The sequence below is a fragment of the Halorhodospira sp. 9628 genome, assembly GCF_022228075.1.
GTDB classification, from domain to species: domain Bacteria; phylum Pseudomonadota; class Gammaproteobacteria; order Nitrococcales; family Halorhodospiraceae; genus Halorhodospira; species Halorhodospira halophila_A.
The window spans coordinates 150,588-175,885 of the sequence record NZ_JAJNRF010000003.1; the positions used below are offsets into that span (position 1 = coordinate 150,588).

Annotated in this window: 14 protein-coding genes, 1 pseudogene and 1 CRISPR repeat array; of the genes and pseudogenes, 12 read left to right on the forward strand and 3 right to left on the reverse strand. The window is 60.4% G+C overall.

The genetic code is table 11. From position 1 onward, the window contains the following. The first annotated feature begins 24 nt into the window (after positions 1-24). The 6 genes from cas1f (at position 25) to cas6f (ending at position 8,689) form a co-directional block, all read left to right on the forward strand. Positions 25-1,002 carry a type I-F CRISPR-associated endonuclease Cas1f gene (gene cas1f, locus LRG10_RS05060; RefSeq protein ID WP_238634833.1) on the forward strand — a complete coding sequence of 326 codons (978 nt, stop codon included), beginning with the start codon at positions 25-27 and terminating at the stop codon, positions 1,000-1,002. Continuing rightward, positions 999-4,352: a type I-F CRISPR-associated helicase Cas3f gene (gene cas3f / locus LRG10_RS05065; protein WP_238634834.1), complete on the forward strand. Its 3,354-nt coding sequence runs from the start codon at positions 999-1,001 to the stop codon at positions 4,350-4,352. Before cas1f ends, cas3f begins: the two co-directional genes overlap by 4 nt. Before the next feature lie 433 nt (positions 4,353-4,785). After that, positions 4,786-6,090, forward strand: a complete 1,305-nt coding sequence (csy1, locus tag LRG10_RS05070; RefSeq protein WP_238634835.1) for a type I-F CRISPR-associated protein Csy1 — start codon at positions 4,786-4,788, stop codon at positions 6,088-6,090. Next, positions 6,083-7,060, forward strand: a complete 978-nt coding sequence (gene csy2, locus LRG10_RS05075) for a type I-F CRISPR-associated protein Csy2 (RefSeq protein WP_238634836.1) — start codon at positions 6,083-6,085, stop codon at positions 7,058-7,060. Before csy1 ends, csy2 begins: the two co-directional genes overlap by 8 nt. Before the next feature lie 20 nt (positions 7,061-7,080). Further along, complete coding sequence (csy3, locus tag LRG10_RS05080; RefSeq protein ID WP_238634837.1) at positions 7,081-8,124, forward strand: type I-F CRISPR-associated protein Csy3; 1,044 nt, start codon at positions 7,081-7,083, stop codon at positions 8,122-8,124. Positions 8,125-8,128: 4 nt separating this feature from the next. Further along, positions 8,129-8,689, forward strand: coding sequence for a type I-F CRISPR-associated endoribonuclease Cas6/Csy4 (gene cas6f, locus LRG10_RS05085; RefSeq protein ID WP_238634838.1), 561 nt, complete (start codon positions 8,129-8,131; stop codon positions 8,687-8,689). Positions 8,690-8,818: 129 nt separating this feature from the next. Beyond that, positions 8,819-11,549: a CRISPR direct-repeat array (repeat unit 28 nt; unit sequence GTTCGCTGCCGCGTAGGCAGCTCAGAAA). A 1,559-nt stretch (positions 11,550-13,108) separates the two neighbouring features. Here cas6f and LRG10_RS05090 read toward each other — a convergent pair. Then, the gene (locus LRG10_RS05090) at positions 13,109-14,203 is read right to left on the reverse strand and encodes an IS5 family transposase (RefSeq protein ID WP_238634839.1); all 1,095 of its coding nucleotides are present in this window, start codon (positions 14,201-14,203) and stop codon (positions 13,109-13,111) included. A gap of 889 nt (positions 14,204-15,092) precedes the next feature. On the opposite strand from LRG10_RS05090, the gene LRG10_RS05095 reads away from it, so the two are divergent. The 5 genes from LRG10_RS05095 to LRG10_RS05115 all read left to right on the forward strand — a co-directional run bounded on the left by LRG10_RS05095 (position 15,093) and on the right by LRG10_RS05115 (position 20,072). Next, positions 15,093-16,547, forward strand: a complete 1,455-nt coding sequence (locus LRG10_RS05095) for a hypothetical protein (protein WP_238634840.1) — start codon at positions 15,093-15,095, stop codon at positions 16,545-16,547. 50 nt (positions 16,548-16,597) lie between these two features. Continuing rightward, positions 16,598-17,296 (forward strand): hypothetical protein, encoded by a 699-nt coding sequence (locus tag LRG10_RS05100; RefSeq protein ID WP_238634841.1) that lies wholly within the window; start codon positions 16,598-16,600, stop codon positions 17,294-17,296. 811 nt (positions 17,297-18,107) lie between these two features. Then, positions 18,108-19,364 carry an ISL3 family transposase gene (locus tag LRG10_RS05105; protein WP_238634842.1) on the forward strand — a complete coding sequence of 419 codons (1,257 nt, stop codon included), beginning with the start codon at positions 18,108-18,110 and terminating at the stop codon, positions 19,362-19,364. A gap of 313 nt (positions 19,365-19,677) precedes the next feature. After that, positions 19,678-19,884 (forward strand): hypothetical protein, encoded by a 207-nt coding sequence (locus LRG10_RS05110; RefSeq protein WP_238634843.1) that lies wholly within the window; start codon positions 19,678-19,680, stop codon positions 19,882-19,884. Further along, positions 19,881-20,072: a hypothetical protein gene (locus LRG10_RS05115; protein ID WP_238634844.1), complete on the forward strand. Its 192-nt coding sequence runs from the start codon at positions 19,881-19,883 to the stop codon at positions 20,070-20,072. The genes LRG10_RS05110 and LRG10_RS05115 overlap by 4 nt, the downstream gene beginning before the upstream one ends. A 386-nt stretch (positions 20,073-20,458) precedes the next feature. On the opposite strand, the gene LRG10_RS05120 is transcribed toward LRG10_RS05115, so the two are convergent. Then, entirely contained in the window at positions 20,459-20,641 is a 183-nt protein-coding gene (locus tag LRG10_RS05120) for a hypothetical protein (protein ID WP_238634845.1), read from the reverse strand. Between the two features lie 2,716 nt (positions 20,642-23,357). On the opposite strand from LRG10_RS05120, the gene LRG10_RS05125 reads away from it, so the two are divergent. Next, entirely contained in the window at positions 23,358-24,206 is an 849-nt protein-coding gene (locus LRG10_RS05125) for a hypothetical protein (RefSeq protein ID WP_238634846.1), read from the forward strand. A gap of 25 nt (positions 24,207-24,231) precedes the next feature. Here the strand turns inward: LRG10_RS05125 and LRG10_RS05130 are convergent. Next, positions 24,232-25,265 (reverse strand): annotated as a pseudogene (locus LRG10_RS05130) (IS630 family transposase). Between the last annotated feature and the right edge of the window lie 33 nt (positions 25,266-25,298).

The following is a 25,298-nucleotide window of genomic DNA, read 5'->3' on the forward strand; positions in this document are numbered from 1 at the left end:
TGGTGACAGAGGAAGTACCGGCTGATGAATGATCTTTCGCCCAGCGACCTGAAGACAATTCTTCACTCGAAACGCGCCAACATCTATTACCTGCAGCACTGCCGTGTCTTGGTCCATGGTGGCCGCGTCGAATACGTTACGGATGAGGGCAAACAGTCCCTCTACTGGAATATACCCATCGCTAACACCACCACGGTCCTGCTGGGTACGGGAACCTCGATCACCCAGGCGGCCATGCGCGAGCTGGCGAAGGCTGGCGTCCTGGTGGGGTTTTGCGGCGGCGGCGGGACGCCTCTGTTCAGCGCCAATGAGGTCGACGTTGAGGTCGCGTGGTTCAGCCCGCAGAGCGAGTATCGGCCGACCGAGTACCTCCAGGACTGGGTTGCTTTCTGGTTCGATGACGCGCTGCGGCTGGAGGCAGCTCGCCGCTTTCAGCAAGCCCGCTTGGAGCGGATCCGGACCAACTGGCTGGAGAACCGTGCCCTGCAGGATGCCGGATTCGAGGTCGCGGGTGAGCGCTTGGGGCAACTCATCGATGCAACCCGCAGCTCGGTGGACTCGGTTGCCACTAATCCCGACCTGCTGACCCTGGAGGCGCGCCTCACCAAGGAACTCTTCGGAGTCGCAGCGCGTACCGTGGGCTATGGCGAGTTCGCGCGGGCGAAGCGGGGGAGCGGGACCGATCCAGCCAACCGCTTCCTCGACCACGGCAATTACCTGGCCTATGGCCTCGGTGCGACGGCGACCTGGGTGATGGGGATACCCCACGGCCTTGCCGTTCTCCACGGCAAAACACGACGGGGTGGGCTGGTCTTCGATGTTGCGGACCTGATCAAGGACGCGGTGATTCTGCCGCAGGCCTTCATTTCGGCCATGCGGGGCGATGACGACCAGGAGTTCCGCCAAGCCTGTATCGAGCAGTTGACGCGAACGGAATCGCTGGACTTCATGATCGATACCCTCAAGGCCGTGGCACAGGAAATGGGGCATAAGGCGCGATGAATATCCTGCTCGTTTCCCAATGCAACAAGAACGCCCTCAAAGAGACGCGACGGATCCTGGACCAGTTCGCCGAGCGCATCGGCGAGCGCACTTGGCAGACACCCATCACCCGGGCCGGCCTGGATACCCTGCGGCAGATGTTGCGACGTACCGCGCGAAAGAACACGGCGGTGGCCTGCCACTGGATCAAGGGGCGCGGCCATAGCGAGCTCCTTTGGGTGGTGGGTAACACCAGCCGATTCAACGCCCAAGGTGCTGTGCCTACCGAGACGACCACACGCGATATCCTCCGCCAGGATGATGAGAACGACTGGCACACCGGAGAGGACATCCTGATCCTGGCCAGCCTGGCCGCGTTGTTCCACGACCTGGGGAAGGCCTGCGCTGCCTTCCAGGCCAAGCTGCGGGGTCAGCGCGGTAACCGTGCAGACCGTTACCGGCACGAATGGATCAGCCTGCGCCTGTTTCAAGCTTTTGTCGGCGACGACGAGGATCATGGCTGGCTTCAGCGCCTGGCCCAGTTCTCAGCCGAGGATCATGACGAGTGGATCAAGGGGCTCCTGCGGGATGGACTGGATTCCGATGCGGATGCCCCGTTCCGGAATATGCCACCTCTGGCCGCGGCCATTGGTTGGCTGGTGGTGACGCACCATCGTCTGCCCCAGTGGCCGAGGCAGGGACGGGAGGAAGGTTTTCGCAGCGACCATCTTGAGGCTTTCCCCGCAGTCATATCGGCCGACTGGAATCAGTTGCTCCGCGAACGGGCTGAAGAGGATGTCCTCAACGACTACTGGCGCTTCGAGGGCCCGCTACCCGTGGTCACCGAGCGCTGGCAGCGGCGAGCCCATCACCTGGCAGAGCGTCTCATTAGCCGGCTGAGGCATCATGCCCAGTCGTGGTTGGATAATCCCTACATCATGCACCTTGCCCGCATGTCCCTCATGCTGGCGGATCACCACTACTCGAGTCTGACCGCGTCCGATCGGCGTCTGCGCGGCGAAACCGGGTATTCCCTTTATGCCAACACAGACCGTGAGACCCGCGAGCTCAGCCAGCCCCTGGATGAACACCTGCTGGGAGTCGAGGCGGACGTGCGCGCCATTACGCGCTCACTATCGACCATGGATCGTGCCCTCCCGCGTCTGGCTCGCCACAAAGGGTTCCGCAAGCGCAGCGCCGACCGACGCTTCGCTTGGCAGGATCACGCCTTCGATCTGGCAACTTCTCTTCGAGAATCGGCGGGGCAGCGCGGTTTCTTTGGCGTAAACATGGCCTCCACCGGCTACGGCAAGACCCTGGCCAACGGCCGGATCGCCTATGCCCTGTCTGATCCCGGGCGTGGCGCGCGTTTCTCGGTGGCTTTGGGTCTGCGGACGCTGACGCTCCAGACCGGTGAGGCCTTCCGCGAACTGCTCGGCTTGGGGGAGGATGAACTGGCCATCCGGGTCGGGGGCACTGCAAGCCGGGAGCTGTTCGATTTCTTTGCTGATCAAGCCGCCGAGAGCGGCTCGGCCTCAAGCCAGGCGCTCATGGACGAGTATGGCCACGTCTATTTCGAGGGCGATTTCGAGAATCACCCCGTTCTGCGTCGGCTCCGTCATGACCCTGGGGTGCGCAAGCTATTGTCGGCGCCGGTCCTCGTCTCCACCGTCGATCATCTCGTGCCGGCCACCGAGGGTACGCGGGGCGGTCGCCAGATCGCGCCCATGATGCGGCTGATGAGCAGCGACCTGATCCTGGACGAGGTGGATGACTTCGGCCTGGAGGACCTGCCGGCTCTTTCCCGGCTGGTTAACTGGAGCGGGATGCTGGGCGGGCGGGTTCTGCTGTCATCGGCCACGCTGCCGCCTGCCCTGGTCGAGGGGCTTTACCGTGCATACCGGGCAGGGCGGGCGATCTATCAGAAAAATCGGGGCGAACCCGGGGCGCCCGTGGATATCCCCTGTGCCTGGTTCGACGAGCACGACCGTCGGCATGTCGATTGCGCGGACCAAGAGCGCTTCCGGTCTGCTCATCAGGACTTTGCCGTCAAACGACAGCGGCGCCTCTCTCGCCACGAGGCGCGTCGCCGCGCCGCCATCGTCCCGGTATCCACGCAGCCAGGGAAGTCTCAGGAGCAGATCGCGACGGAGCTTGCAGACGTGCTTTTGGAGCAGTCCAAGGAACTCCACGAATGCCACCGTAGCCTGGACCCGAGGACCGGCCGACAGGTCAGCTTCGGGCTCGTACGCATGGCCAACATCGAGCCATTGACGGCTGTTGCCCGGGCGCTCATCCGCAATGGGGCGCCGGCGGGTACGCGTATCCATCTCTGCGTCTACCATTCCCAGTTTCCAAGCCTGTCGCGCTCGGCCATCGAGAGCCACCTGGACAGCGTATTGGATCGGCGGGAGGAGTTGGCCGTCTTCGAGAAGCCGGACATCCGGGCCGCCATCGATGGTCATCACGAGGCGAACCATATGTTTGTTGTCCTAGGTTCGCCGGTCACCGAAGTCGGGCGCGACCACGACTATGACTGGGCCATTGTGGAGCCCTCTTCCATGCGATCTCTGATCCAGCTTGCGGGGCGGGTTCGGCGTCACCGGTCGGAGCCCTGCAAAGTGCCCAATATCCATCTCCTCCACACCAATGTCAGGGCGCTGAGACAAACCGAAGGAGCCGCGTTCACGCGGCCCGGTTTTGAGGGTGCGGGCCGCTGGCAACTGAACAGTCATGATCTGCGAGAGCTACTGCGATCCGAAGAATACGAGGTCGTTGACGCCCGTCCCCGCGTGCTGCCGCCCGAGGAGCTTGCCCCTAATGACTTCCTCGTGGATCTGGAGCACGCCCGCCTAGCGGATACCCTGCTGCCGCAGGCTGCCTCTCCGGGGGGTGATGCGCAGCGCCGTGGCCCGGCTCGCCGAGCCGTACGGCAGCGGTCGGTGCCGCGACTGAACGCCTCCAGCTGGTACGAGCTGCCGCGGGCCACTCTGAGCGGGGATCTTCCGCGCCAGCAGCCCTTTCGCCACCAGGATCAAGAGCAGGTTGAGTTGGTTCTTATGCCCGATGAGGCTGGCGAGGACTGGTTGCCGAAGAAGCTCTGGTATCAACGCGGCAAGCGCACTCCGGAAGCCCTGGTCGATGCCTCGGAGGAGGTGCGCAAGCTTGATCTGTCCGAGGAAATCGGGCAACGGATCTCCCCTTGGGCGGTGGTGGACTACTTGGAGAAGCTCGGTGAGCTGGCCGAGGCGCGGGGTGCATCTCTTGAGGCCTGCGCCCACTCCTTCGGGCTCGTCCAGGTCCCGCAGAGGAAAGAGGGGACTCGGGGCTGGCAGTGCCATCCCTGGCTGGGCTTCTTTCGCTGGGCATGAAAGAAGGGCCGGCCGGCCGGGGTGGTTACTTCTGCCTGCTCGGCAGCGAACGTTGTGATCACTAGGTCTAATTTCTGAGCTACCTGCTCGGTAGGCGTCGGTCAATGTATCACCCTTGTTCAGTTACGCGAAAATTATTTGTAGTAATAACTAGATCTAAGGGTTGCAACATAGCGGCGGGCGGTCTAGGCTGGGTGCCAATGGTCGTGTAGGCACCATTGGCAGAAATTGGCTGTAGGCCGCACGGGGGCTTCCTCTCCGCGCCGCAGCGGGTAAGGGGGTGAGTGTGGCTGGCCGTCAACGTGTGTCATCAATGCTTGTCCCTCGGGTGCCGTCAGTAGGCCCGCGGGACGCTGCGGGCTTGCTGACGCCAAGTCCGCAGCCGTCCAGGTGCGCGCCCTCCTTTTGGACTTGCCCAGGAAAGGACTAAACGATGCAGGATCAGAATGTTCAGGCTCTCCGGCAACGAATAACGGAGTTCCTAGACGAGCGCCTGGAAGCCAAGCTCAGCACCCTGAAGGCTGATGCCCCCCAAAGGGCCGCCAAGGAGCAGGCGCTTCGCGATAAGTTCGAGCGTGAGGCCTGGGTTGAAGATGCCGCCCGCCGTGTGTCGCAATTGCAGCTCGTCACCCACCCAACAAAAGCTACACACCCCGATAGCAAGGCGACCAGCCTCTATACACCCCCCCATGAGCTGCCGAAGCACAGCCTGGTGGGCAGTCATGTCCTGGGCGAGGACTTCCCGACCGATGTTGTCGGTAATGCCGCCGCCCTGGATGTGTTCAAGTTCCTGAAAATCGAGCATGATGGTCGCACCATACTGGCCCGGGCCCTGGAAGGGGACACAGAACTGGCGCGTGCCCTCAGTGATGATGTGGATCAGGGTGAGGCGTGGCTTCGGAGTTTTGCCGGAATCACTGAGGCCAGCGATTCGACCAAGGCCGATCCCCGGATCAAGCAGCTCTACTGGCTGGTTGTGGACGAGCCAACCCGGGATGAGGAGTTCCACCTGCTTGCACCACTCTACTCCACCGTGCTCGCCCACCGTATTCACTCGGCTATTAGCCACGCGCGATTCAGCGAAGAGGCTAAGGCGGCCCGCAAGGCTCACTGGAACGGGGAGTACAGCGAGCACGAACATCGAGAATACCCTGGTGTAGCCGCTCAGAGCTTTGGTGGATCTAAACCGCAGAATATCTCCCAGCTCAACAGCGAGCGTGGCGGCACGAACTATCTCCTCAGCTCCCTGCCACCCAACTGGCGCTCGGCCGATGTAAAACCCCTACTACGCACGAATTCGGCGTTGCGCACGTTCGGGCGGCGAGAGAGCGTGCGCCAGACGCTGCGCGAGCTGGAGCGCTTTCTCGTCGCGGACCCACGCCCGAACCAAGAGACCCGCCAGCGACGCGACGCCCTGGTTGCCGCGCTGGTTGATGAGCTGCTCCTCTTCGCCGCGGAGTTACAGGAACTGGAGCCAGGCTGGAGTGCCGATCCGGCCTGTGAGCTTCCTGAAGAAGAGGCCCTGTGGCTTGACCCGGAGCGTGCCAGCATCGACCCGGAATTCGCGCAGCGCCGGGAAAGCCTGGACTGGGTGAGCGAGGTTCGCGACCGCTTTGCGGCCTGGCTCAATCAGCGGTTGCATAAGAGCCTTCCGGTAGGGGATGCCGAGCACGATCACTGGGAAGAGCAGCTCAAAAACGAGACCGCCGCGCTGGAGGAGATACTGACCCATGCATGAGATCCCCTACCTCCTGGAGATCCCGCGGCTGCGTATCCAGAACGCCAACGCCATCTCCAGCCCGCATACCTGGGGCTTCCCGGGCATGAGCGCCTTCGTAGGCCTTATGCACGCTTTGGAAAGGCGTCTCCACGCGGAGGGTGTCGAGCTGAACCTCGATAGCGTCGGCGTGATCTGTCACCGGCATGAGCCTCAGGCGAGTCGGAACGGCTCTGTCCACGCCCTGCATCTCACTCGTAATCCGGTGGGCAAGAAGGGCGATACCGCTGCCATCGTGGAGGAGGGGCGGACCCACCTGGAGATCACCCTGGTCTTTGCAGCCAGCGGTGCCGGTGCCGATGCCCACAAGCAGGGAAGCGGTCCTGACATCGAGGAGTCTATTGCCGAGATCCTGCCCACCCTTCGCGTAGCGGGCGGGACCATTCAGCCTCCTCTGAACCGGCGGGGCACAACCCCCCGGCCCCAGCTCATCTCGGTTGCCGAGACCGAAGAGGAGCAGGCAAAGCAGGCCCGGTGGCTACTGCGCCGGTGGCTGCCGGGATTTGCGCTCCTCGGTCGGGATGACCTCCTCCATGACCACCACTCCGAGCTCCAAAAAACCGATCCGCAAACCGATCTTCTGGATGCTTGGCTGGACCTGGTCCGATTCAATTGGGCCGCCCGCAGTGAGGGCCCGGAAGCGGGAAAAGAGGGGAAGGTCCACTGGGAGCGGCGCGGCCCGGCCCGAGGCTGGCTCGTCCCCATTCCGGTGGGATATGGCGCCCTCGGCCCGCTCCACGAGGCAGGAGCTGTGGCGGGTGCTCGCGATGATCGCACGCCCTTTCGCTTCGTGGAGAGCCTCTACTCCATCGGGGAGTGGAAGAGCCCTCACCGCCTAGAGAGCCCCGCCGAACTGCTCTGGTACGTGGATAACCAAGAGTCCGACGGCCTCTACCGCCTTCGCAATGACTACGCCCGCATCATCGACTGAAACGAGAAGGAGCCTCGAACATGGCTGAAAAGACCGACCTTAAGACCGCTTCCGTCCTCGCCTTCGAGCGCAAGCTGGACCCCTCCGATGCCCTCTTCCGGGCCGGCAACTGGGAAGAGCGGGAGCAGGCCAGCGAATGGGTGGCCATCCCCGTTCGCGAAAAGTCCGTCCGCGGGACGATCAGCAACCGGCTCAAGACCAAGGATCAGGACCCGGCCAAGCTGGATGCTGCCATCGAAAATCCCAATCTTCAGACGGTCGATGTCGCGGCGCTGCCGAGTGATGCCGACACGCTTATGGCCCACTTTACCCTCAAGGTCCTTGGTAATGTGGGGCGCCCTTCTGCCTGCAACAACGCCGCCTACAAGAAGAGGCTGCAGTCCCTGGTGCAAAGCTATATCGACCAGGAGGGCCTCGGCCCTGTGGCGTACCGGTACGCGCAGAATCTGGCTAATGGCCGTTTCCTTTGGCGCAACCGCATGGGCGCGGAAGATGTGGAGGTGCGGGTGAGCCGCCTGGAAGGCGGGGAGCCGGTGGAAAGCTGGACCTTCGACGCCTTGGATGTCTCTCTGCGGGAGTTTGGTGCCGAGGGTCAGGCCGCCTCGGATCTGGAAGCCCTGGCTGAAGCGATCCGCCAAGGCCTCAGCGGGGAACGGTTCGTCCTGCTGGAAGTCGTCGCTTTCGCCCGCATGGGTTGCGGCCAGGAGGTCTTCCCCTCCCAGGAGTTGGTCCTGAATCGCAGCAGAGGTGACAAGAGCAAGACGCTCTACGCCGTCGATGGCGTGGCCGGTATTCACTCCCAGAAGCTCGGTAACGCCATTCGGACCATTGACACCTGGTATCCGGCGGCCAGCGAAGCGGACAGTCCCGGGCCCATTGCCGTGGAACCCTACGGCTCGGTCACGACTCAGGGCACTGCCTACCGCCAGCCTAAGGAGAAGATCGATTTCTACTCTTTGCTGGATAACTGGGTTCTCAAGGACAAGGAGCCGGAGCGGGACCAGAAGCATTTCGTTATGGCTACGCTCATCCGTGGTGGCGTCTTTGGTGACAAGGTGGACTGAGGCCATGGATCACTACTTAGATATACAGGTCCGTCCCGATCCCGAATTCCCTGTGAACACCCTGCTGGGGGCGCTCGTCAGCAAACTGCACCGTGCGCTAGTCGAACTGGAGGCCGATGACCTCGGTATCAGCTTTCCCGAGCACGAGAAGGAGCCGCCTTTGGGGAAGACCCTCCGGCTCCACGGCACTGACACGCGCCTGGGGGCATTGATGGAAACCGAGTGGCTGCGGGGGATGCGGGATCACCTGGAGGTCGGTGAGGTCCAGGCGGTGCCGGCCGAGGTTGCCCACCGCGTTGTCAGGCGGAGGCAGTATAAGACGAACGCTGATCGCCTTCGGCGGCGTCGCATGAAACGCCATAACCAGAGCTATGAAGAGGCGGCCAGCCACATCCCCGACAGCGTGGAGCGGAAGGTATCGACTCCCTACGTCAGGGTCCGGAGCCAGAGTTCCAGGCAGGCTTTTAGCCTCTTCATTGAGCATGGCGAATGCCAGCAGAAGCCGGTGGCCGGAGTCTTCAGCGCATACGGTCTGAGCCAGGAGGCGACCGTCCCCTGGTTCTGACCCTTTTTGCAGAGGCCATCGTACCGCCCTTATTATCAGTACCTTATAGAGCGTCTGATGAAGAGGGTGGCGGTGACCTCGCCGTTCTTTGTTCTTTAAAAATCAGGAAGGTAGCCGACAGAGGCTGTAGTTCGCTGCCGCGTAGGCAGCTCAGAAATCCCGGCGGATCTTCGCCCGCCATCGCTTCCCGTTCGCTGCCGCGTAGGCAGCTCAGAAAACTTTCACGACCTGCGAGCGAAGGCGCTCACCGTTCGCTGCCGCGTAGGCAGCTCAGAAATCCACAGTAAGCTCGCATTCAGAAATCGACGGGTTCGCTGCCGCGTAGGCAGCTCAGAAATGTGCAGGCGATCCGCTGGCCATCTCCGTCGAGTTCGCTGCCGCGTAGGCAGCTCAGAAAAGTAGTGCATAGCCACTTCGCAGATGATCGGCGTTCGCTGCCGCGTAGGCAGCTCAGAAATCTAAGACCCCCCGCCCGAAGGCGGGGGGCGGGTTCGCTGCCGCGTAGGCAGCTCAGAAATCCCACAACGTGCCGTTCTCCGTTGCGTAGACGTTCGCTGCCGCGTAGGCAGCTCAGAAAACCACGGCCCGATCAAGGAGATCGAATCATGAGTTCGCTGCCGCGTAGGCAGCTCAGAAATGTGAAGTCCAGACTCCAGCTACCCGCAAACAGTTCGCTGCCGCGTAGGCAGCTCAGAAATTGAGGCTGTTGCCCGGCTCGCCGTTCACGCTGTTCGCTGCCGCGTAGGCAGCTCAGAAAATCTCGCTGGACGGGCGCCGAAACACCGTGGCGTTCGCTGCCGCGTAGGCAGCTCAGAAATCCACCTCGCCCTGCAGCAACTCCGGGTCCGCGTTCGCTGCCGCGTAGGCAGCTCAGAAAACCGCGGCTTCATCGTCAAAGACGAGTGCCTAGTTCGCTGCCGCGTAGGCAGCTCAGAAAATTGGCCTAACGGCGCTGACTGGCACCTCCATGTTCGCTGCCGCGTAGGCAGCTCAGAAAATGCAGAGCGAGACAAGCGGAGTGAAGCGGACGTTCGCTGCCGCGTAGGCAGCTCAGAAAATTTTGCCCTCATTCTCGCTTGCATCGGGCAGGTTCGCTGCCGCGTAGGCAGCTCAGAAAACTCGAGGTCGGCCTGGAAGGGCCGGCGCCCCGTTCGCTGCCGCGTAGGCAGCTCAGAAATATTCTAGTTCTCCGCTCTCGCCACCAGTACCGTTCGCTGCCGCGTAGGCAGCTCAGAAAACTGTCCGCGTGGACGGTATCGAGTACGAAGTGTTCGCTGCCGCGTAGGCAGCTCAGAAACGGATGCCATCGGCAAGGTGATTGACACCGACGTTCGCTGCCGCGTAGGCAGCTCAGAAAAGTTCAGCGCGTAGTTCCTCCGCCGTGGCATCGTTCGCTGCCGCGTAGGCAGCTCAGAAAACCTTCATCGTAAGGATTCTGCGGCGGGTCGTGTTCGCTGCCGCGTAGGCAGCTCAGAAACGTCTTCCCGCGGGCTTTCCCCGATGACGCTCTGTTCGCTGCCGCGTAGGCAGCTCAGAAATTCTTCGCCAGCCGGTGCGCGAGCTGATACGCGTTCGCTGCCGCGTAGGCAGCTCAGAAAATTGTTCGCGTTGGCGTTGGGTGCCGGTCATTGTTCGCTGCCGCGTAGGCAGCTCAGAAAACTCCTTGTGCGTGCGCAGACCGCAATGATACGTTCGCTGCCGCGTAGGCAGCTCAGAAATCTACGCCGAGGAAGGCGACCACCAGGCCGGCGTTCGCTGCCGCGTAGGCAGCTCAGAAATGTTCCTGATTGGCCGCCAGCATCCTGAGCAGGTTCGCTGCCGCGTAGGCAGCTCAGAAAAGCACCTTGTGCAGCTGCTCCTGATCCTCGCTGTTCGCTGCCGCGTAGGCAGCTCAGAAAAATTGTAGATACCATTACCCACGCCAGCCAATGTTCGCTGCCGCGTAGGCAGCTCAGAAAGGACGGCGGCAGCGATAGCAAGAGTGCGCCCGGTTCGCTGCCGCGTAGGCAGCTCAGAAATTCGTTCTCCAGGGCCTCCCGGGCCAGGTAGAGTTCGCTGCCGCGTAGGCAGCTCAGAAAGTTAGCCTTCCAGTAAGCGATACCCGAAACCTGTTCGCTGCCGCGTAGGCAGCTCAGAAAATCGGTATCCCGCGCGAATCGTGGTCGCGGCAGTTCGCTGCCGCGTAGGCAGCTCAGAAATTCGACGGAGCCTTGTCGCCAGTGCCGGCAAAGTTCGCTGCCGCGTAGGCAGCTCAGAAAGTCGAGGACATCCCGAACGTCGCCCTCGTAGTGTTCGCTGCCGCGTAGGCAGCTCAGAAATGGATCCGATGGCAGCGACCTGGCCCCAACTCGTTCGCTGCCGCGTAGGCAGCTCAGAAAGCCGTGGCCGGCAAACCCGACCACGACGTTTTGTTCGCTGCCGCGTAGGCAGCTCAGAAAGATGCCGAGTCGATGCACGATGAGTGCCTAGACGTTCGCTGCCGCGTAGGCAGCTCAGAAAGGCCCCACCGCCCGCTCGGTATGGGGTGTTGAGTTCGCTGCCGCGTAGGCAGCTCAGAAACAGCTGTCTCGCACTCAGGGAGGCGCCGGCCCGTTCGCTGCCGCGTAGGCAGCTCAGAAACGTGATCTGCGAAGTGGCCAACGCTTATTGGCGTTCGCTGCCGCGTAGGCAGCTCAGAAATGGATTGGCGGGCCTTTCCACTCACACAGGAGGTTCGCTGCCGCGTAGGCAGCTCAGAAATGCCGCCTTACTCAATCTTCGCCTTGCACTCATGTTCGCTGCCGCGTAGGCAGCTCAGAAATCGTCGAGATCAAGTGCCCCGCTCCGCACACCGTTCGCTGCCGCGTAGGCAGCTCAGAAAATTGCGGTCGGGCCTACCCGTGAAACTTCGCCATTCCATCTGGATTGACTCTACACCGTGCATGGTCATGCTGGAAGGTGCAGAAAGCCGCAGAGTCTCCTATACGCTCGCGGGTCGAGGCATTCCCAGCTGCCTCAGTCACCGACTTGGGCTGCCCAACGAGAACCACCAGCCTCCGGGCTCGCGTGATGCCGGTTCGGCCCGGCTTGCCCCTGATCACCTTCCTGGCCAGTTACGGCAGCGAGTCCCAGCGCGTGGCGGCGCTCGACAAAAGGCGCTGACCCACAGGACTTTGTGTGCTCGCGCTGTGGCGGTAGCCACCCCCGCACCTTCCGGCACCGTGACCAGCCCTGCTGGCTGTGCCAGGGTGCCTCGCCTTAGGGCCACTGGCCTTTGCCGTGGCTAATCGGCCACCCCCCGGGGGCGGCTTCGGGCGCGGTGACTGCGATCAGGTCAGACCACCGAGGCTCCTCCCTTCCCTGGCGGGGCCAGAAGCGGACTGCCCACTCGGGCTCCGACTTCGCCCAGCGAAGCCCAGCTCGTGGCAAAAATCCGATGATTCAATCCATGCGCATCGATCGAGGATCACGTGCCCAGGCACTCTATAACCCCGCCAGGAACGCAGCGCGCCAGGAGGCTGCGATACCCCACCCCTCGCGTTCATGGGCAGGCAGCAGAGCCCCGATTTTACGATCCGCGGCAAGCGCCCCGCGCACTACTGCGGCTCATGCGGCAGACCGCGAAGGGTTCTGCTATCGGTAGAGCATTCGCAATAGATTGCCCCAGTCTATCGGCGCATAAGAAAGCTGATGCGGAATACCCCCCTTTCGAGAGAAGGCGGCGAACGGCACTTGCTTTCCCGCGGGGGTGCTCTAGGATTCGTACACCTCCCACTCGATCGGGGGCGGTCCACCGGAAAGGAACCCGTGCTGGGCTGTTTGCCGCACACAACAGGGGGTGTCATGTTCCGCCGTTTCCTTACTTCCCCTGTTCTGCTTTCTCTTGTGTTGCCACTGCTTGCTTCCCCGGCGTATTCCTCCGAGGCCATGCGGCTATGCCAGGCGGCCTCCTCTGAGGTCAATCGAGGTCTGCCCACTCAGGTGGACAGCCTCACGATCATCCAAAGCACCTATTGCACGCAGACGGGACCAACCCCCACGTTCATCTACTCCGCGCAGATGCTCGTTGATGGGGCTGATCTTTCGGTAGCGCGGTTTCGCAATGAGGCCATCCCCTTTCAGCGCAACTTCCTTTGCACAGACCCTGACACTAGATATCTTCTCCGATACTTTGATGTCGAGTATCGTTACCGGGACATCAATGGGCGGTTCGTCACCCGGATCCAGCACTCTCAATCCGGTTGCCGGTGACGGTCAGGTAAGACACCCCAAGGGCTAGCAGGGTGCTGAGAAACTCAGTGCTCGAGGCCGTTGGGGCCCCGGAATGAGGCCGCTCGTAGACGATTATCGACGAGGTGAAGGGTGCCGGCAGGGAGGATGCCCTGCCTCCGCGCCCGTTGGGCGCCTGCGTGCAAGGGGTGGAGGCACACCACCCCCATCTCAGCAGGCCCCGAGTAGCTTCGGCGTGCGGACCAGGTTGTAGGCCAAGGCATGGAAGCTGAACTCCCACCCCACCCGGTCCGGGCCAATGAACCTTGTCTTGCGCAGGCTACCGACCGTCTTGGACCAGCCGAAGAACTCCTCGACACGCTTGCGGATGCGTTGACTGACCTCGTACCCCGGATGACGCGTCGTGCGCTGGTCGATGGCATTGAAGCGGCGTTTCTGGGCGACATGGGGCGTAACCTCGCATTGGCGCATGCGGCGGACGAACTCCCGGGTGTTGTAGCCGGCATCGGCGGCGAGTGTCAGACGGCCTCTTTCCGAGGGGATGTTGCGAATCATCTCCAACGCCGACTCGCGCTCGGCGGTGCCACTGGCCCGGGTCAGCCGCGTGTCCACGATCAGTCCGTTGCGGTTCTCCATCAGCGCATGGCCGATATAGCACAGCTGCGCCGGCTGCCCGTCCGCCTTGCGGTAAAGGCGAGCATCCGGGTCCGTGCTCGAGGCGTGGGTGTCGTTGCTCCGCTTTTGGCCGCGGAAGTTCACCGTCGGATTGCGCCCGCCGCCTCGGGAGTCACCATCGCCTGGATCCTCATCATCACTGCTGACCGGCTTGAAACTCTTCATCGAGGCCCAGGCATCGATCAGCGTGCCGTCGACCGAGAAATGCTCATCCGAGAGCAGCGGGCGGACCTGCGGGATCTCCGTGAACGCCTGAAGCAGCCGCTGCGCAACGTCTGCTTCGATCAGCCGGTCGCGATTCTTGGTGAAGGTAGTCGGATGCCAGACCGGGTCATCGATCTCGAGCCCGACGAACCAACGGAACAGGAGGTTGTAGTCGAGCTGTTCCATGAGCAGCCGCTCCGAGCGGACGGAGTACAGCGCCTGGAGCAGCAGCGCCCGGACCAGTCGCTCAGGCGGGATCGAGGGTCGACCCGTGTACGAGTACACCGCGTCCAACTCTTCCGAGACGGACTCAAGCAACTCGTCCACCAGCGCGCGGATATGGCGCAGCGGGTGGTTGGCAGGTATGCGGGATTCCAGGCTGACATAGCTGAACAGGTGCTGCTGACCAACGTCTTCACCGCGCATCCGTCTACCTCATGCACGGCTTCCAACGACCCCGCCTATGATACCGGGACACCGGGTTTTTCAGCAGCCTGCTAGGCGTAAAGCCTTCTGCGTCCGGCCGATGATCGCACCACGGTGCGCCTGCACAGCTCCCTCTAGTCGAGTCAACAATCAACGACCAGAGCGAGAGCGAACATGCGCCAGGCACTTGCACGGCTTCAGGGGTGGGAGTTCCTCCTTTGCCTGGCGGCCTACCAACTCCAGCGCCCGCGGCTCTCGCGCTGCGTCTTTGTAACCAGCCAGCCGACTCTATGACGGACCGATCTGGGGGGCTCTGGTTCTGGGGATCCTGGCCGCCGGCAACTATGCCGCGGTCCTGCATGGCCCCACGTATGGCAGACTAGGCAACGCCACGCGGAGAGGTTGCTCGCTCCGCTAGACCAAGAAGCTAACAAGGGCACCGCTACCGCGCGGAGGTTTACAGTACCTTCTGTGATGCCGTCTCGCGTTGGTGCATCCGCCATGCGGCATAGATCACTCTGAGGAGGAGCGATCCTCCGGAGCCCGGGAGGCATCGTTTGGCCCAGCTTGCTCGGCAGATGCTTGGTCGAGGCGGGACCACTGCCTCGGCCGAGACCCCCGATCTGATGATCGAGCCCCACCATGCTTGAATTTAAGGGTATCCTCATCACCATGTTGACGATCACACGGCGACCGTCGCCCCCGCCTCACCGCCAGGCAGGTGATCCTCCGGGGATCCGGGCTTCGCGGCCACGCCGACCACCTTTATCGGTTCTGCCTTTGACTGGCCGCAGTTTCTACGGGTCATTGCACTACATAAATCTTTTAGCCGCCCAAATAGCGGCCTGAAAGACCTAGGCCCCGATCATAATCAACGGAATGATAAAACATGACAGATAAAAAAAAGAAAAATCCTCTCAAAAATTTCGGGCGCTTTTTGACCGCGGCGTGGGACAACCCACAAGAAGCGAAACAGCGGGCAACTGAGCGTTTCAAGGAGACAACGCACCGCGCAAGAGATATAGTTGACGGGGCCTCTGAATACGCCCGAGAACAATTCAATAACCAAACGTCTCTAATTGCGACCGACAGCGTCAAAAAAATACGCCACTCCGACAATCCGCTTGTTCGACTCGAAACCCAAAACGTACCAAGCCATGTCCGTGCCGCACTCGTATCCGGCCTCGCTGCTACCGGCGTGTTTGCCAACTCAGACGAGATCTCTCAATTCACTCGTGCTTACATGGATCACGACCATGCCGCCCTTCAGAACCTATTAAGAAATGTCTTTGACCCCGATGAGGCACAGGCAATAAGCCTTTGGATGGACACGGATCCTTCCAGCCCCATTGCGGGAGGCTGGGCGCACCGTGTCCACCACGGCCATGACCTCAATGCAATGATGACCCTGATGGACGAACATGGACATATCGGAGTCATCGAGTGGGCCAATCACGTATGGCTACGGGATTTTTGGACGCCTCATGGAGTCCCATACCTACCAGCTGGCTCTGGCAGCGTATATGACTGGCTGGTTGAACGAGGTGTTTCCCCCTCCACAGCAATGGGACTTTTGACGGTCAACGCTGCAGAAGTGACTTCTGGCCTGCTCGCTCTGTATAGCGGAAGACGCCTTCTAAGGGGTATCGATAAAATAAGAAGCGCTCGGCTTTATAAAAAAGCGCTCGACGAAATCGAAGCCTTATCAGAAGAAGGAAGCGAAGAAGCCGCACTGAGAAGAATCGATGAGACCGAAGCCTTTTCCAGCACCGAGCCGGCGCCACATCTCCGTCTTCACCTTGCACTGTTTTGCCTCGGGAAATCGCAAACCACCAGCGCAGAGAGCGCCACCGAGTGGGGAGTGCGGGCTTTCAGTATCGCCGCTGACTTATGCCGATCTTCGTCTCACCTTCCCGCGGAGGTGCCTTACCATGGGGGAACCCAAGTAAGTTTCCAGGGGATCGCTGCTACCGTCATGGCGTCAGCATGCTCCGCTCATATACAAAGCTCTCAGCTGAGACCGAGCTATATTTCTAATAGAATAAACTTTGGAATCAAAAGATTCCTAGAAATCTCTGAGCGTCAGTGCAGGCCAAAACGCCTAGAAGTCCAAGGAAAGCCCGCTTGGGGTTATCGACCATTTTCGGCGCTCACAAATCAATTGCTAGCCCTTGAACTCGCTCTTGCCCAAGGCAGCCTATACTCCATCGACGTGAACCCGCTCACCATCAGAAGAAAACTGAATGAACTCCTCCATCAGCTTCAGACTGATAGCGGCCCAAGCGCATCTTTAGCAGAAAACATCGAAAGCAACGTCCTAAGACTTTACCCGATAAGATCTTAGAGGGCCCCCTTACCTCTCTAATCCCGCGGCCCACCAAAGAGGAGTTCGGCATGAAGCTCAAGGACGCTAATATTGCCAATAGTATATTCCCTGGCCTCAACGACCAATACGGGATTATGCTATGTGGCTATGAATGGGGCTACGCCAAGGCAGACCAAGAAGCCGACCAAAGTCAGTCTGCTCGTGTAGAGTTCGATACCGAAACCAAAGTCACCTTCGCCAACAAAGCACCAAAGTACGGCGATAGCGCCCTGCGCTGGCCCTACGACAACGAGATAATCACTTGGTTTAGGTTGTGGGGACACCCCCTCGATAGGGAGCAGCCAGGTGATTTCGAAAAGAGCATCATTCAGACCAACTGGTGCAGGTCACAAGGTCACGACATGGATGGCGAGGCCAAGAAAAAGATAAAAATGGATGAACACAAGAAAAATTTCTTGGAGCACATAGAGGCTTTTAAGCCAGCAATCCTGTTCTTTTTCGGATCTGAAATGATTAAAGCCCTGCAAAGGCAAGACATACTAAAAGGCTTTGAATCCGTGATGGGAGCGCACGGCCGGCTTGTCACCAAACAAAAAGAAGGGCTGGGAACAAGATTCGTCATATCCTTTCAGAAGTTTGAACAATGCGATGTTATATCGCTACCGCACCCGAGCGGTTCCCAGGGGATTCGGCATGATTATATTGCATCCTTCAAGGATGATATAGGCGGCATCATTTCTGCGTACCGCTCTAAACGAGGTATTTAGCGACTTCCACCTTCGCGCTCATTGATCGGCAAGGACTATGCGCTGTTCGTAGCCTAGCTGGCATCGTGGGGACCGCGCGTATCCTGAAGGACGAAAGACGAGATCGCCAATCAAGCCGAAGCAAACATTCTTTATTCTTCTGCGCCATCTCCTCGCACACGCCGAGGCACACGACAGTTTCGAGGCGCCCCCTGGCCGATCTGATTCGGCCTCGCTGAGACAAAGAAAACTTCATGCCCTGTAAAGGCGCAGAGTGAGTTCGAAATGGCTGGCAAGAGCGCCGGAAGGGGCGGTGCATGCTGGGCAATGGGTTCGCTCATCCCCAGCCTGCTTTGGAACCGGTCGCGCCCAGCCAGAAACCACGGTTACGTTCGTGCTGGATGCACACCTGCTCCTGGCCCCGGCTATGGATTAATTGTTCTGAGCCGTTGAGAGCCGTTACCTTTCCTTGTTGGGGGTTGCGGCCTTGGGGCACCCTCCGCCTCCCGTTGGCCATGAGGCGGAGTACGCGCAAGGCACCGGGCGGCGGCGGCAGTGACCAGTAGTGGGCGTTCAGCGTGGGCGATGCGCCGGCAAGCACGTCGCCGGCGTTGGACGAGAGTCTGTCTATGAAGGAGGTGCCGTTCTTGTGGCCCCCGCCACGAACGCGGCCCGCGCGGAGGTGCGGATGCCCCACCCCCTGGACTCATGGCCCAGCAATAGAGGCCCCTTCGCGGATCGTGTGGGTGTCAGCGGCTTGTAGTGGGGTAGCCGTCCGCCGGCGTGACCCTATATGTTGTGCCTCGCCGTCTTGACCAAGCGAGGAGTTGCCATGGCCACCGAGCACGCCCTGTTCACCGCCGCGCTGGGGCTGAGCGCGCCCTGGGAAGTCAGCGACATCCGCTTCGATGCCGAGGCCAAACGCATCGACTTCGATGTCACCTTCGCCAGCGGCAGCCGCTTCGCCTGCCCGGCCTGCGGCGCTGAGAGGCAGCCCGTCCATGACACCCGTCAGCGTACGTGGCAGCACCTGCATTTCTTCGAACACCAGGCCTACATCCACGCCGCCGTGCCGCGGGTGTGCTGTCAGGACTGCGGGAAGACCACACAGGTCGAGGTGCCCTGGGCGCGACCGGGTAGCGGGTTCTCGCAGCTGTTCGAGGCCATGGCCGTCACGCTCTGCCGCGAGATGCCGGTGCGCAAGGTGGCCGAGTTGCTCTGCGTCGGCGATGACGCGCTGTGGCGGATCCTCGATCACTATGTCGGCGCTGCCCGGGCCCAGGAGGACTACAGCGAGGTCCGCGCCGTGGGCATCGATGAGACGGCCGCGCGGCGGGGACAGGACTACATCACCATCTTCCAGGACCTGGATGCCCGCCGGCTGCTCTTCGCCTGCCCGGGGCGCAGCCAGAGCACGGTGGCGCGCTTTGCCGAGGACCTGCGGCAACATGGCGGCGAGCCGGAATCGATCGAGGCGGCCTGTATCGACATGAGCAAGGCCTACATTGCCGGCGTACAGCGCCACCTGCCGCAGGCGGCCATCACCTTTGATGCCTTCCACATCGTCAAGCTCGCCAACGAGGCTGTCGACGAGGTCCGCCGCGCCGAGGTGCGCATCGTGCCGGTGCTCAAGGGATCGCGCTGGCTCTGGCTCAAGGACGCCTATCGCTTCTCCATTCGTCAGATCACGGAGCTGCACCACCTCTCGCGGATGCGCCTGAAGACCGGTCGCGCATGGCGGATCAAGGAGATGCTGCGGGACATCCTGACCAAGTCCCGCGACCGTAACGAAGCCGAGCGGGCGCTCAAGAAGTGGTACAGCTGGGCCCGGCGCTGCCGGCTGGAGCCGTTCAAACGCTTCGCCCTGACCGTCAAAGCCCACTGGCAGGGCATCCTCAATCGCTTCGACTCGCGCCTGTCGAACGGCGCTGTCGAGGGGATGAACGCCCAGATCCAAGCGGCTAAGGCGCGTGCCCGCGGCTTCCGTCATCTGCGGAATCTGATCACGATCAGCTACCTGGTCTGCGGCAAGCTCACCCATCTGCCGGCCTCACCCTATCGCACAACATCTAGTGCTGCCGCGGCCTGACCTGATGAAGCCGTCACCCACACAGATTTGGATAGCGCCGCAATAGAGGCATGACCTTTTCCAGATGAAGGCCACCGATGGCTCAGTTAGCCCCCTGCCCTCTTGCCACAGCCCCGGGCTACGAGAACAATCCCAGTCACCCTGCTAGAGGGGGCCTAGGAGCTCATGGAAGTACCGCAGCAAGTGACCCCAAGCCACGGGTGCGTACCCGCCACGCCCCCCCCTAGAGCACGGGCCCCTCTCCAGTAGACACTCAGTCGCCCAGAGACCCAATAGTGCTAGACTCACTGTGCCGTGAGATGGAGTATTCGATATGGAAATGGTGATTGTGTTTGCGTTGGGCGCCGTGATCTTCACCGTAGCCTGGTTTGCTGTCCGAATTTTCAAATCCATGACTGGTGGAGACCCAAAAACCACTGCTGTTGGATTTCTTGTTCAAGATCTATCTAACTACGGCATTGACACAAAAAAATACCGCGAAAGCTCCTCGAGGACGATGCGGAGTGGGCTATTTGGATGACTGAGATCGAAACGGGAAGTTCGCGCTACGAACGAGGAAACTGGGAGCAGTGGAACGCCCTTATGCAACACTACATTCGTTTTTCATCCGCCGGTATCGCGATGCACGTGAAAAATCCCGACAAGACTGACGAAAGGCAGCGCGAGCGTTATTTAAGCTACGGCTTGATACCAGAGAATGAAAAATGAGATGTACTTTTGAGATCAATCATAAATGTCATTTTTGAACCAATGCGATGAGCCCCATGCGTGGATCAAGAATGATTGGACTGGTCAGCAACACCGACCGCCACTGGGCTTACCCCCTGACGCGCTCGTTGAGGTTGAGTTGCGCGATGGCGAGCGCGAGACAGACATAGCCACCCGTTTCGTTTGGGGATACATGGGAAGCCACGTGGATATCATCAGATATAAGAAGCTTGCGCCACGCTGACATGTCGCTCTCGGGATTCCTCGCGCTTTCGTAGAAGCCTTAAAATTTTCTATTTTGGACTTTCCTAGAAACAAACCTCCGATTCAACTCCCCGCATCAGCGGCATGGGGGCGCCAGCGACCCTGTACGCTCGAAGCAGATGTCAGAGGGCTACCCAAGTAAGCGCTTCGCCAACCAAGTCGCCGAAACCCCAAACAACGGTGCCGGTAATCGAAATACCGATGCCGGCCATTACCCGGCGACCGAGCCGCCGGTGTTCCTCCGTGGTCAGTATCGGGCGCTGCTTTTCATCGACATCGACCAAGACGCCCGCGAAGGCTCTCAAGGCCACTCGTTATCACACGGTCCCTTTCCATGTGCGGAAGGGGCACGCGCAGCCCCCGCCCCCAGATTGAAGGTGCCGGATCACGGCGCGTACGCTGTGGCCGGAAATAAAAAGAGGGCCAGCGTCTCCAACTGGCCCTCTAGCCGCCCGTAGGGCGGGAAACTACTTCTTTAAGCCGCCCGTAGGGCGGGAAACTTCATCTTCCAATATAACACAAACCCCTACTGGCGCAACCTTCTGAAGTGGTCGTCTTGCTACTTTAAAATGGACAACGCTTAGCGCTGCGAGTTCCGGCGAACGTGACCGCTCATTCCGGCACCGTGACCAGCGATTCCGCAAACCACCTCGGAATCGGTCAAGTTCAGCCGGAAAACGTGGCCTCGATCGTCCGGAATACGCAATTGGCCTTGGATTGCTTCCTCCTGTTTTCGACTCGCAACAACCGTGGCCGCTGGATCCTCTGGTGCTGATCACACTCCTGCCCCCATCACTCCTGACCGACTCGTCGGTATCCGTTAAACCCTGAGGGCCTTTCCGCCCTCCCCAACAGCAGGTGCCCCACGACCCATCAACATCGACCACCGACCTTGGTCGGGGCTACGGCACTCGCCCCGGCGCCATGCAACCGCCCTTGCCCGCTAACGGGCAGACCCCAGCCTCATCCTCCCCGCTAGGGCGAAGCGTGCCCACGAGCCGGTGAGACATGGCTCAGCAGGCGCTATACTTAGAGTACGACTGCAGTGCAGATGCCGACTCCCCCGGCTCGCAGCCCGCCCACCATGGCAGCAAGCCAGCAGCCGCGCGCCGGCGGCGCCTGACCAAGAATTTGTCCCTTTTTCCGAAACCAACCCCGTGCATTCAGAAGGTTGCACCACCCTTTAGATGGCTTCTAACCTCAGCAGCCCAGCCATAAGTTGGATCTTGACGGACACGACATCTACCAGCAGATCGAGAATTCAACGAATAATCAGGATGATATAGTAACCGAGCGCACAACGAGCCAACGGATTGCCCGATCTAGACCGCGGGGTGGGCCGGTTAATAAAGGGACAGATTCTGTGTTCTGCCGTGATGAAGTGCCCTGGGTACTCGCAGACACCGGGGAAGAGATCTATCGGGCGGCGAGCTGCAGCGCGGTTGGCAAGGGCCTCAGAAGGGGCTTCAAAGGGGCTTTCAAGGGCCTTCAAAGCGGCTTCCGAGGGGGCTTACAAGGGCGCAAACCCCCTCGGAAGGGCCTTCGAGGGGTGTGCATGCAGGGCGATAGATTCGCTCTTCCCCAGCCTGCTGGCGGAACCGGTCACGTTCAGCCAGATAATGCGGTCATGACCGCGCGCGGAATGCGCGCCTGCTCATGGCCCGGCGCTATCGATTGTCGGAGCGGGTGAGAGCCGCCCCTCCTCTCCTGGCGGGGCCAGAGGCCGACTGCCGCCCTTGGGCTCCGAGTTCGCCCAGCGGAGCCCGGCTCGTGGCAGAAGACCCGTTGATTCGACCTATGGGCATCGAACGAGGCTCACGTGGCTGGGTACTACTGGTTGAACTCCCCGGAATAACGCCCCAGCACAGGAGACAGGAGGTCAATCGAGCCCCCGACATAGTCCGAGTCGATACCAGGCGAGGCCTGAGAGGTGCTCGAGGTTCGCGCGCAAGCTTACGCCGCTGGCTCGCACCGCCTCAATGGCCAATTGGTGGCTCGTACTTGCCCGCGCCCACCATGGGATGTTGCTGAGCGGACCATTCCTTCGCCTCCAGCGTTGGCGCCCGCCCCCCCCAAAATGAATTGCCCACAAGCCACCAAATCCTTTAAGGCCTTAACAGAAGTCATATCACCATTCCTGAATAGGTGATCAGTTTCTTCGGGCTACGCCCCACGACAGGATGCCACCGGGGGTGGGGCCGAGCAGCCCAAGGACCTTCAAGCGCTGGAAGACCTGGGCGTCGGAGCTGCTCATGCTTACCCCGCGTGATGCCAGCTTGGCCGATAGGACACGGATCAGGGAACTGAGTCAGCCATCCCGCGTTCGGCGAATATTGATGAGGCGTTCGGCTCACCAAAGATGGACGGAAGGACTCGCGTACCAACGGCCATCACTCCCGCACCCTTCGGCCATCGAATGCACAAACTCGAGCACTCGCTGACCATCATCCGGCCCGCCGACTCGGGTCCGAACACACCCGCCGCCAAGGCTCCCAGCTTCCAGCCCGAAGCTGCGCCCCCGAGCCAAAGACTCCGGGCCACCGGCCCAGTCAATGCCAACGGCCGATCCGCCGTTGGCCATTTTTTTTGCCAAGACAGCCAGATTTTCTGCACAGCCTCACCTAGTCCCTACAGAGCTCCAAACAGCTCGACGAGGCCTCAAGCATGAACACAGAACCGAGGGATCTACCAAATGACTAGGAGCAGGCAAAACGATGACGCAGGTACAGATACAGCACCCAACAAGCGAAGCACCAAGCAATCCATCTTGGACGCAGTCTTCTAAGACCAACAGGGAAGATGTTCTGCGCATGAAGGCCATCCGTGGGAACCCACCTTTTGGAGGTTGACAGCGCAGAGAAACGCTTTCTATGTTAAATCAAATGGCACAAAAAAGAAAACGCCTACCTTGCTCGCAAGGTTCTATTCTCTAGAAGCGGAAGTGTGGAGTTGCATGATTTTGCCACCCCATGGGTGGTTAAGGTGTCTCTTCAAAATTCGGAAAATGATAGAGGGTTTTTTATGAGCAATGAAATCAAAGTTGGTCGATCGGGTTCGTTTTATGTTCAAGAAGATGGGTGCGCTGTCCTTTCTCTTGAGATTAAGTACTGGTCGGGTAGGCCGAAATTAGAGCGTTTTATCGAATATGATAAGAAGGTCACAGTAAGTCCGCATTCGTGTCCTCGAAGCAACAGCGGAAACGGTATTGACCAATATACGCTAGAGCAATTCGGAGTCTATGTCGCGCGTGGCGTGATCGCGACGAGCCGTGATGTGGCCACTAAATACCTTCTTTTTAATGAAGACGGTGTCGAAGAGCTGAGCGATCAAGACCTGGACGATGTGCTAAGAGATCAGTTTCCGGCGTCAGCTCAAGCTTATGAGCACGAAGTAGCGCGCAGGAAACGTCTTGAGGAAGAGCGGAAGCGCTTGGAGCGTGCGATTGTTGAAGAGCGCGATCAGTTCGAGGAAGTGGTTTCTGAAGAAGGCTATACAGCAACTCCGGAATTTCCACAAATACCGGCAAACATAGCGGAGCGGCAGGAGGATGAGGAGGAGTTGGTTGTAGAGTTTGGAACGCCAAGCGCGTACGTTGTTAACACACCGTGCTATGCTTCTGAAAAAACGGCGGAAGAGGCCATAAAAAAGGCACGCGAGAAATATCAGCAGCGCGAAGAGAATATTGCGAAATCAAAAGAGATCGCGAAACAAAAGAAATGGCCGAAACTGAAGGGCTCGAAGAGGCAAGTCCGGTGGGCTGAGCAAATTCGTGTTATCGGTTTCGAGAAAGGGTGTGTGAGTGAGGATGAGCTAAAGAATAAAAAGGAAGCGAGCTTCTGGATTGATAGTTATAAACACCTAACAAGGTAGCTTACTAAGATTTCAGCAGGTATTGTCATGCCCGAGCATATTGGCACTCCGGTTGACGGAAAAACGACTGAATCAAGGCGGGTAGCTTTTGGAGGCGCCAGAGCGCCGAGAGGGCCATGCGCTTCATCCGCTCGATGTTCTGAACCCCGCGGCGGCCGATATCCCGCTTGACGTGGGCCCAGACCTGCTCGTCCGGATTGAGCTGCGGGGAGTACGGCGGCAGGAAGAAGAGCCTGAGCATGCCGTCGGTCGAGTCCACGAACTCGCGGACCAGCTTCGCCTTGTGCGCGGGATGACCGTCCACGATGACGAATACCGGACGCTCCGCGCCGACGAGCAGTCGCCTGAGGAACTCGCGGAAAACTCGGGCGTTCACGGTGCCCTGGTGGACCATGAAGCGCATCTCGCCGCGTGGGCTGACGGCGGAGATCATGTTCACCGCAAAACGCCGGCCGGTGGCTTCCACGACCGGGGTCTCGCCAACAGGCGACCAAGTGGTGCCGGTGTGGTAATCCGAGCGCAACCCCGACTCGTCGGCGAAGTAGATGGTCGCCCCCTCGCGCTTGGCCTGTTTGCGGATCTCCGGATAGGTCTCCGTCTCCCACTGACGAACGAGTTCGGGATCCCGTTGCCACGCCTGGTACAAAGGCTTCTGCGCCGAGAAGCCCAGCGTCTTCATCAGGTTGTGGACCGACGCGCGGGAGAGCTTCTTGCCCAGGTGGCGCTCGATCAGCTCCTGGATCAGCGACAGTGTCCAGAGCGCGTACGGCAGTTTCAGCTGCTGCGGGGTCTCGTCGCGGACGGTGCGGGCGACCCAGCGCATCTGCTCCGGGGTCAGCTTCCGAGGCCGTCCAGACTTGGGCTTGGAATGGAGCGCCTTCTGACCCCCTTCGGCGTAGCGCTATAACCAGCGGTACAGGGTGCGCTCATTGACCCGAAGGCAGCGGCTACATCAGCGACCGTTCGACCATTGCGCACCGCCTTGATCGCCTGCATCCGCAGGGCGTGCGCCGCCGACTTGTCTATCGCGCGGCCATCGTTCGAACGTTTACATTTCATCTAGGCAGGCTACCACATACTGGCAACACTTTC

What these genes read in the sequence shown, in the direction of transcription:
- csy3 (WP_238634837.1), top strand. Translation starts at nt 7,081, where the DNA reads ATGGCTGAAAAGACCGACCTTAAGACCGCTTCCGTCCTCGCCTTCGAG.
- LRG10_RS05095 (WP_238634840.1), top strand. Translation starts at nt 15,093, where the DNA reads ATGACAGATAAAAAAAAGAAAAATCCTCTCAAAAATTTCGGGCGCTTT.
- LRG10_RS05110 (WP_238634843.1), top strand. Translation starts at nt 19,678, where the DNA reads ATGGAAATGGTGATTGTGTTTGCGTTGGGCGCCGTGATCTTCACCGTA.
- LRG10_RS05105 (WP_238634842.1), top strand. Translation starts at nt 18,108, where the DNA reads ATGGCCACCGAGCACGCCCTGTTCACCGCCGCGCTGGGGCTGAGCGCG.
- csy1 (WP_238634835.1), top strand. Translation starts at nt 4,786, where the DNA reads ATGCAGGATCAGAATGTTCAGGCTCTCCGGCAACGAATAACGGAGTTC.
- cas3f (WP_238634834.1), top strand. Translation starts at nt 999, where the DNA reads ATGAATATCCTGCTCGTTTCCCAATGCAACAAGAACGCCCTCAAAGAG.
- LRG10_RS05125 (WP_238634846.1), top strand. Translation starts at nt 23,358, where the DNA reads ATGAGCAATGAAATCAAAGTTGGTCGATCGGGTTCGTTTTATGTTCAA.
- LRG10_RS05100 (WP_238634841.1), top strand. Translation starts at nt 16,598, where the DNA reads ATGAAGCTCAAGGACGCTAATATTGCCAATAGTATATTCCCTGGCCTC.
- csy2 (WP_238634836.1), top strand. Translation starts at nt 6,083, where the DNA reads ATGCATGAGATCCCCTACCTCCTGGAGATCCCGCGGCTGCGTATCCAG.
- LRG10_RS05115 (WP_238634844.1), top strand. Translation starts at nt 19,881, where the DNA reads ATGACTGAGATCGAAACGGGAAGTTCGCGCTACGAACGAGGAAACTGG.
- cas1f (WP_238634833.1), top strand. Translation starts at nt 25, where the DNA reads ATGAATGATCTTTCGCCCAGCGACCTGAAGACAATTCTTCACTCGAAA.
- cas6f (WP_238634838.1), top strand. Translation starts at nt 8,129, where the DNA reads ATGGATCACTACTTAGATATACAGGTCCGTCCCGATCCCGAATTCCCT.
- LRG10_RS05090 (WP_238634839.1), bottom strand. Translation starts at nt 14,203, where the DNA reads ATGCGCGGTGAAGACGTTGGTCAGCAGCACCTGTTCAGCTATGTCAGC.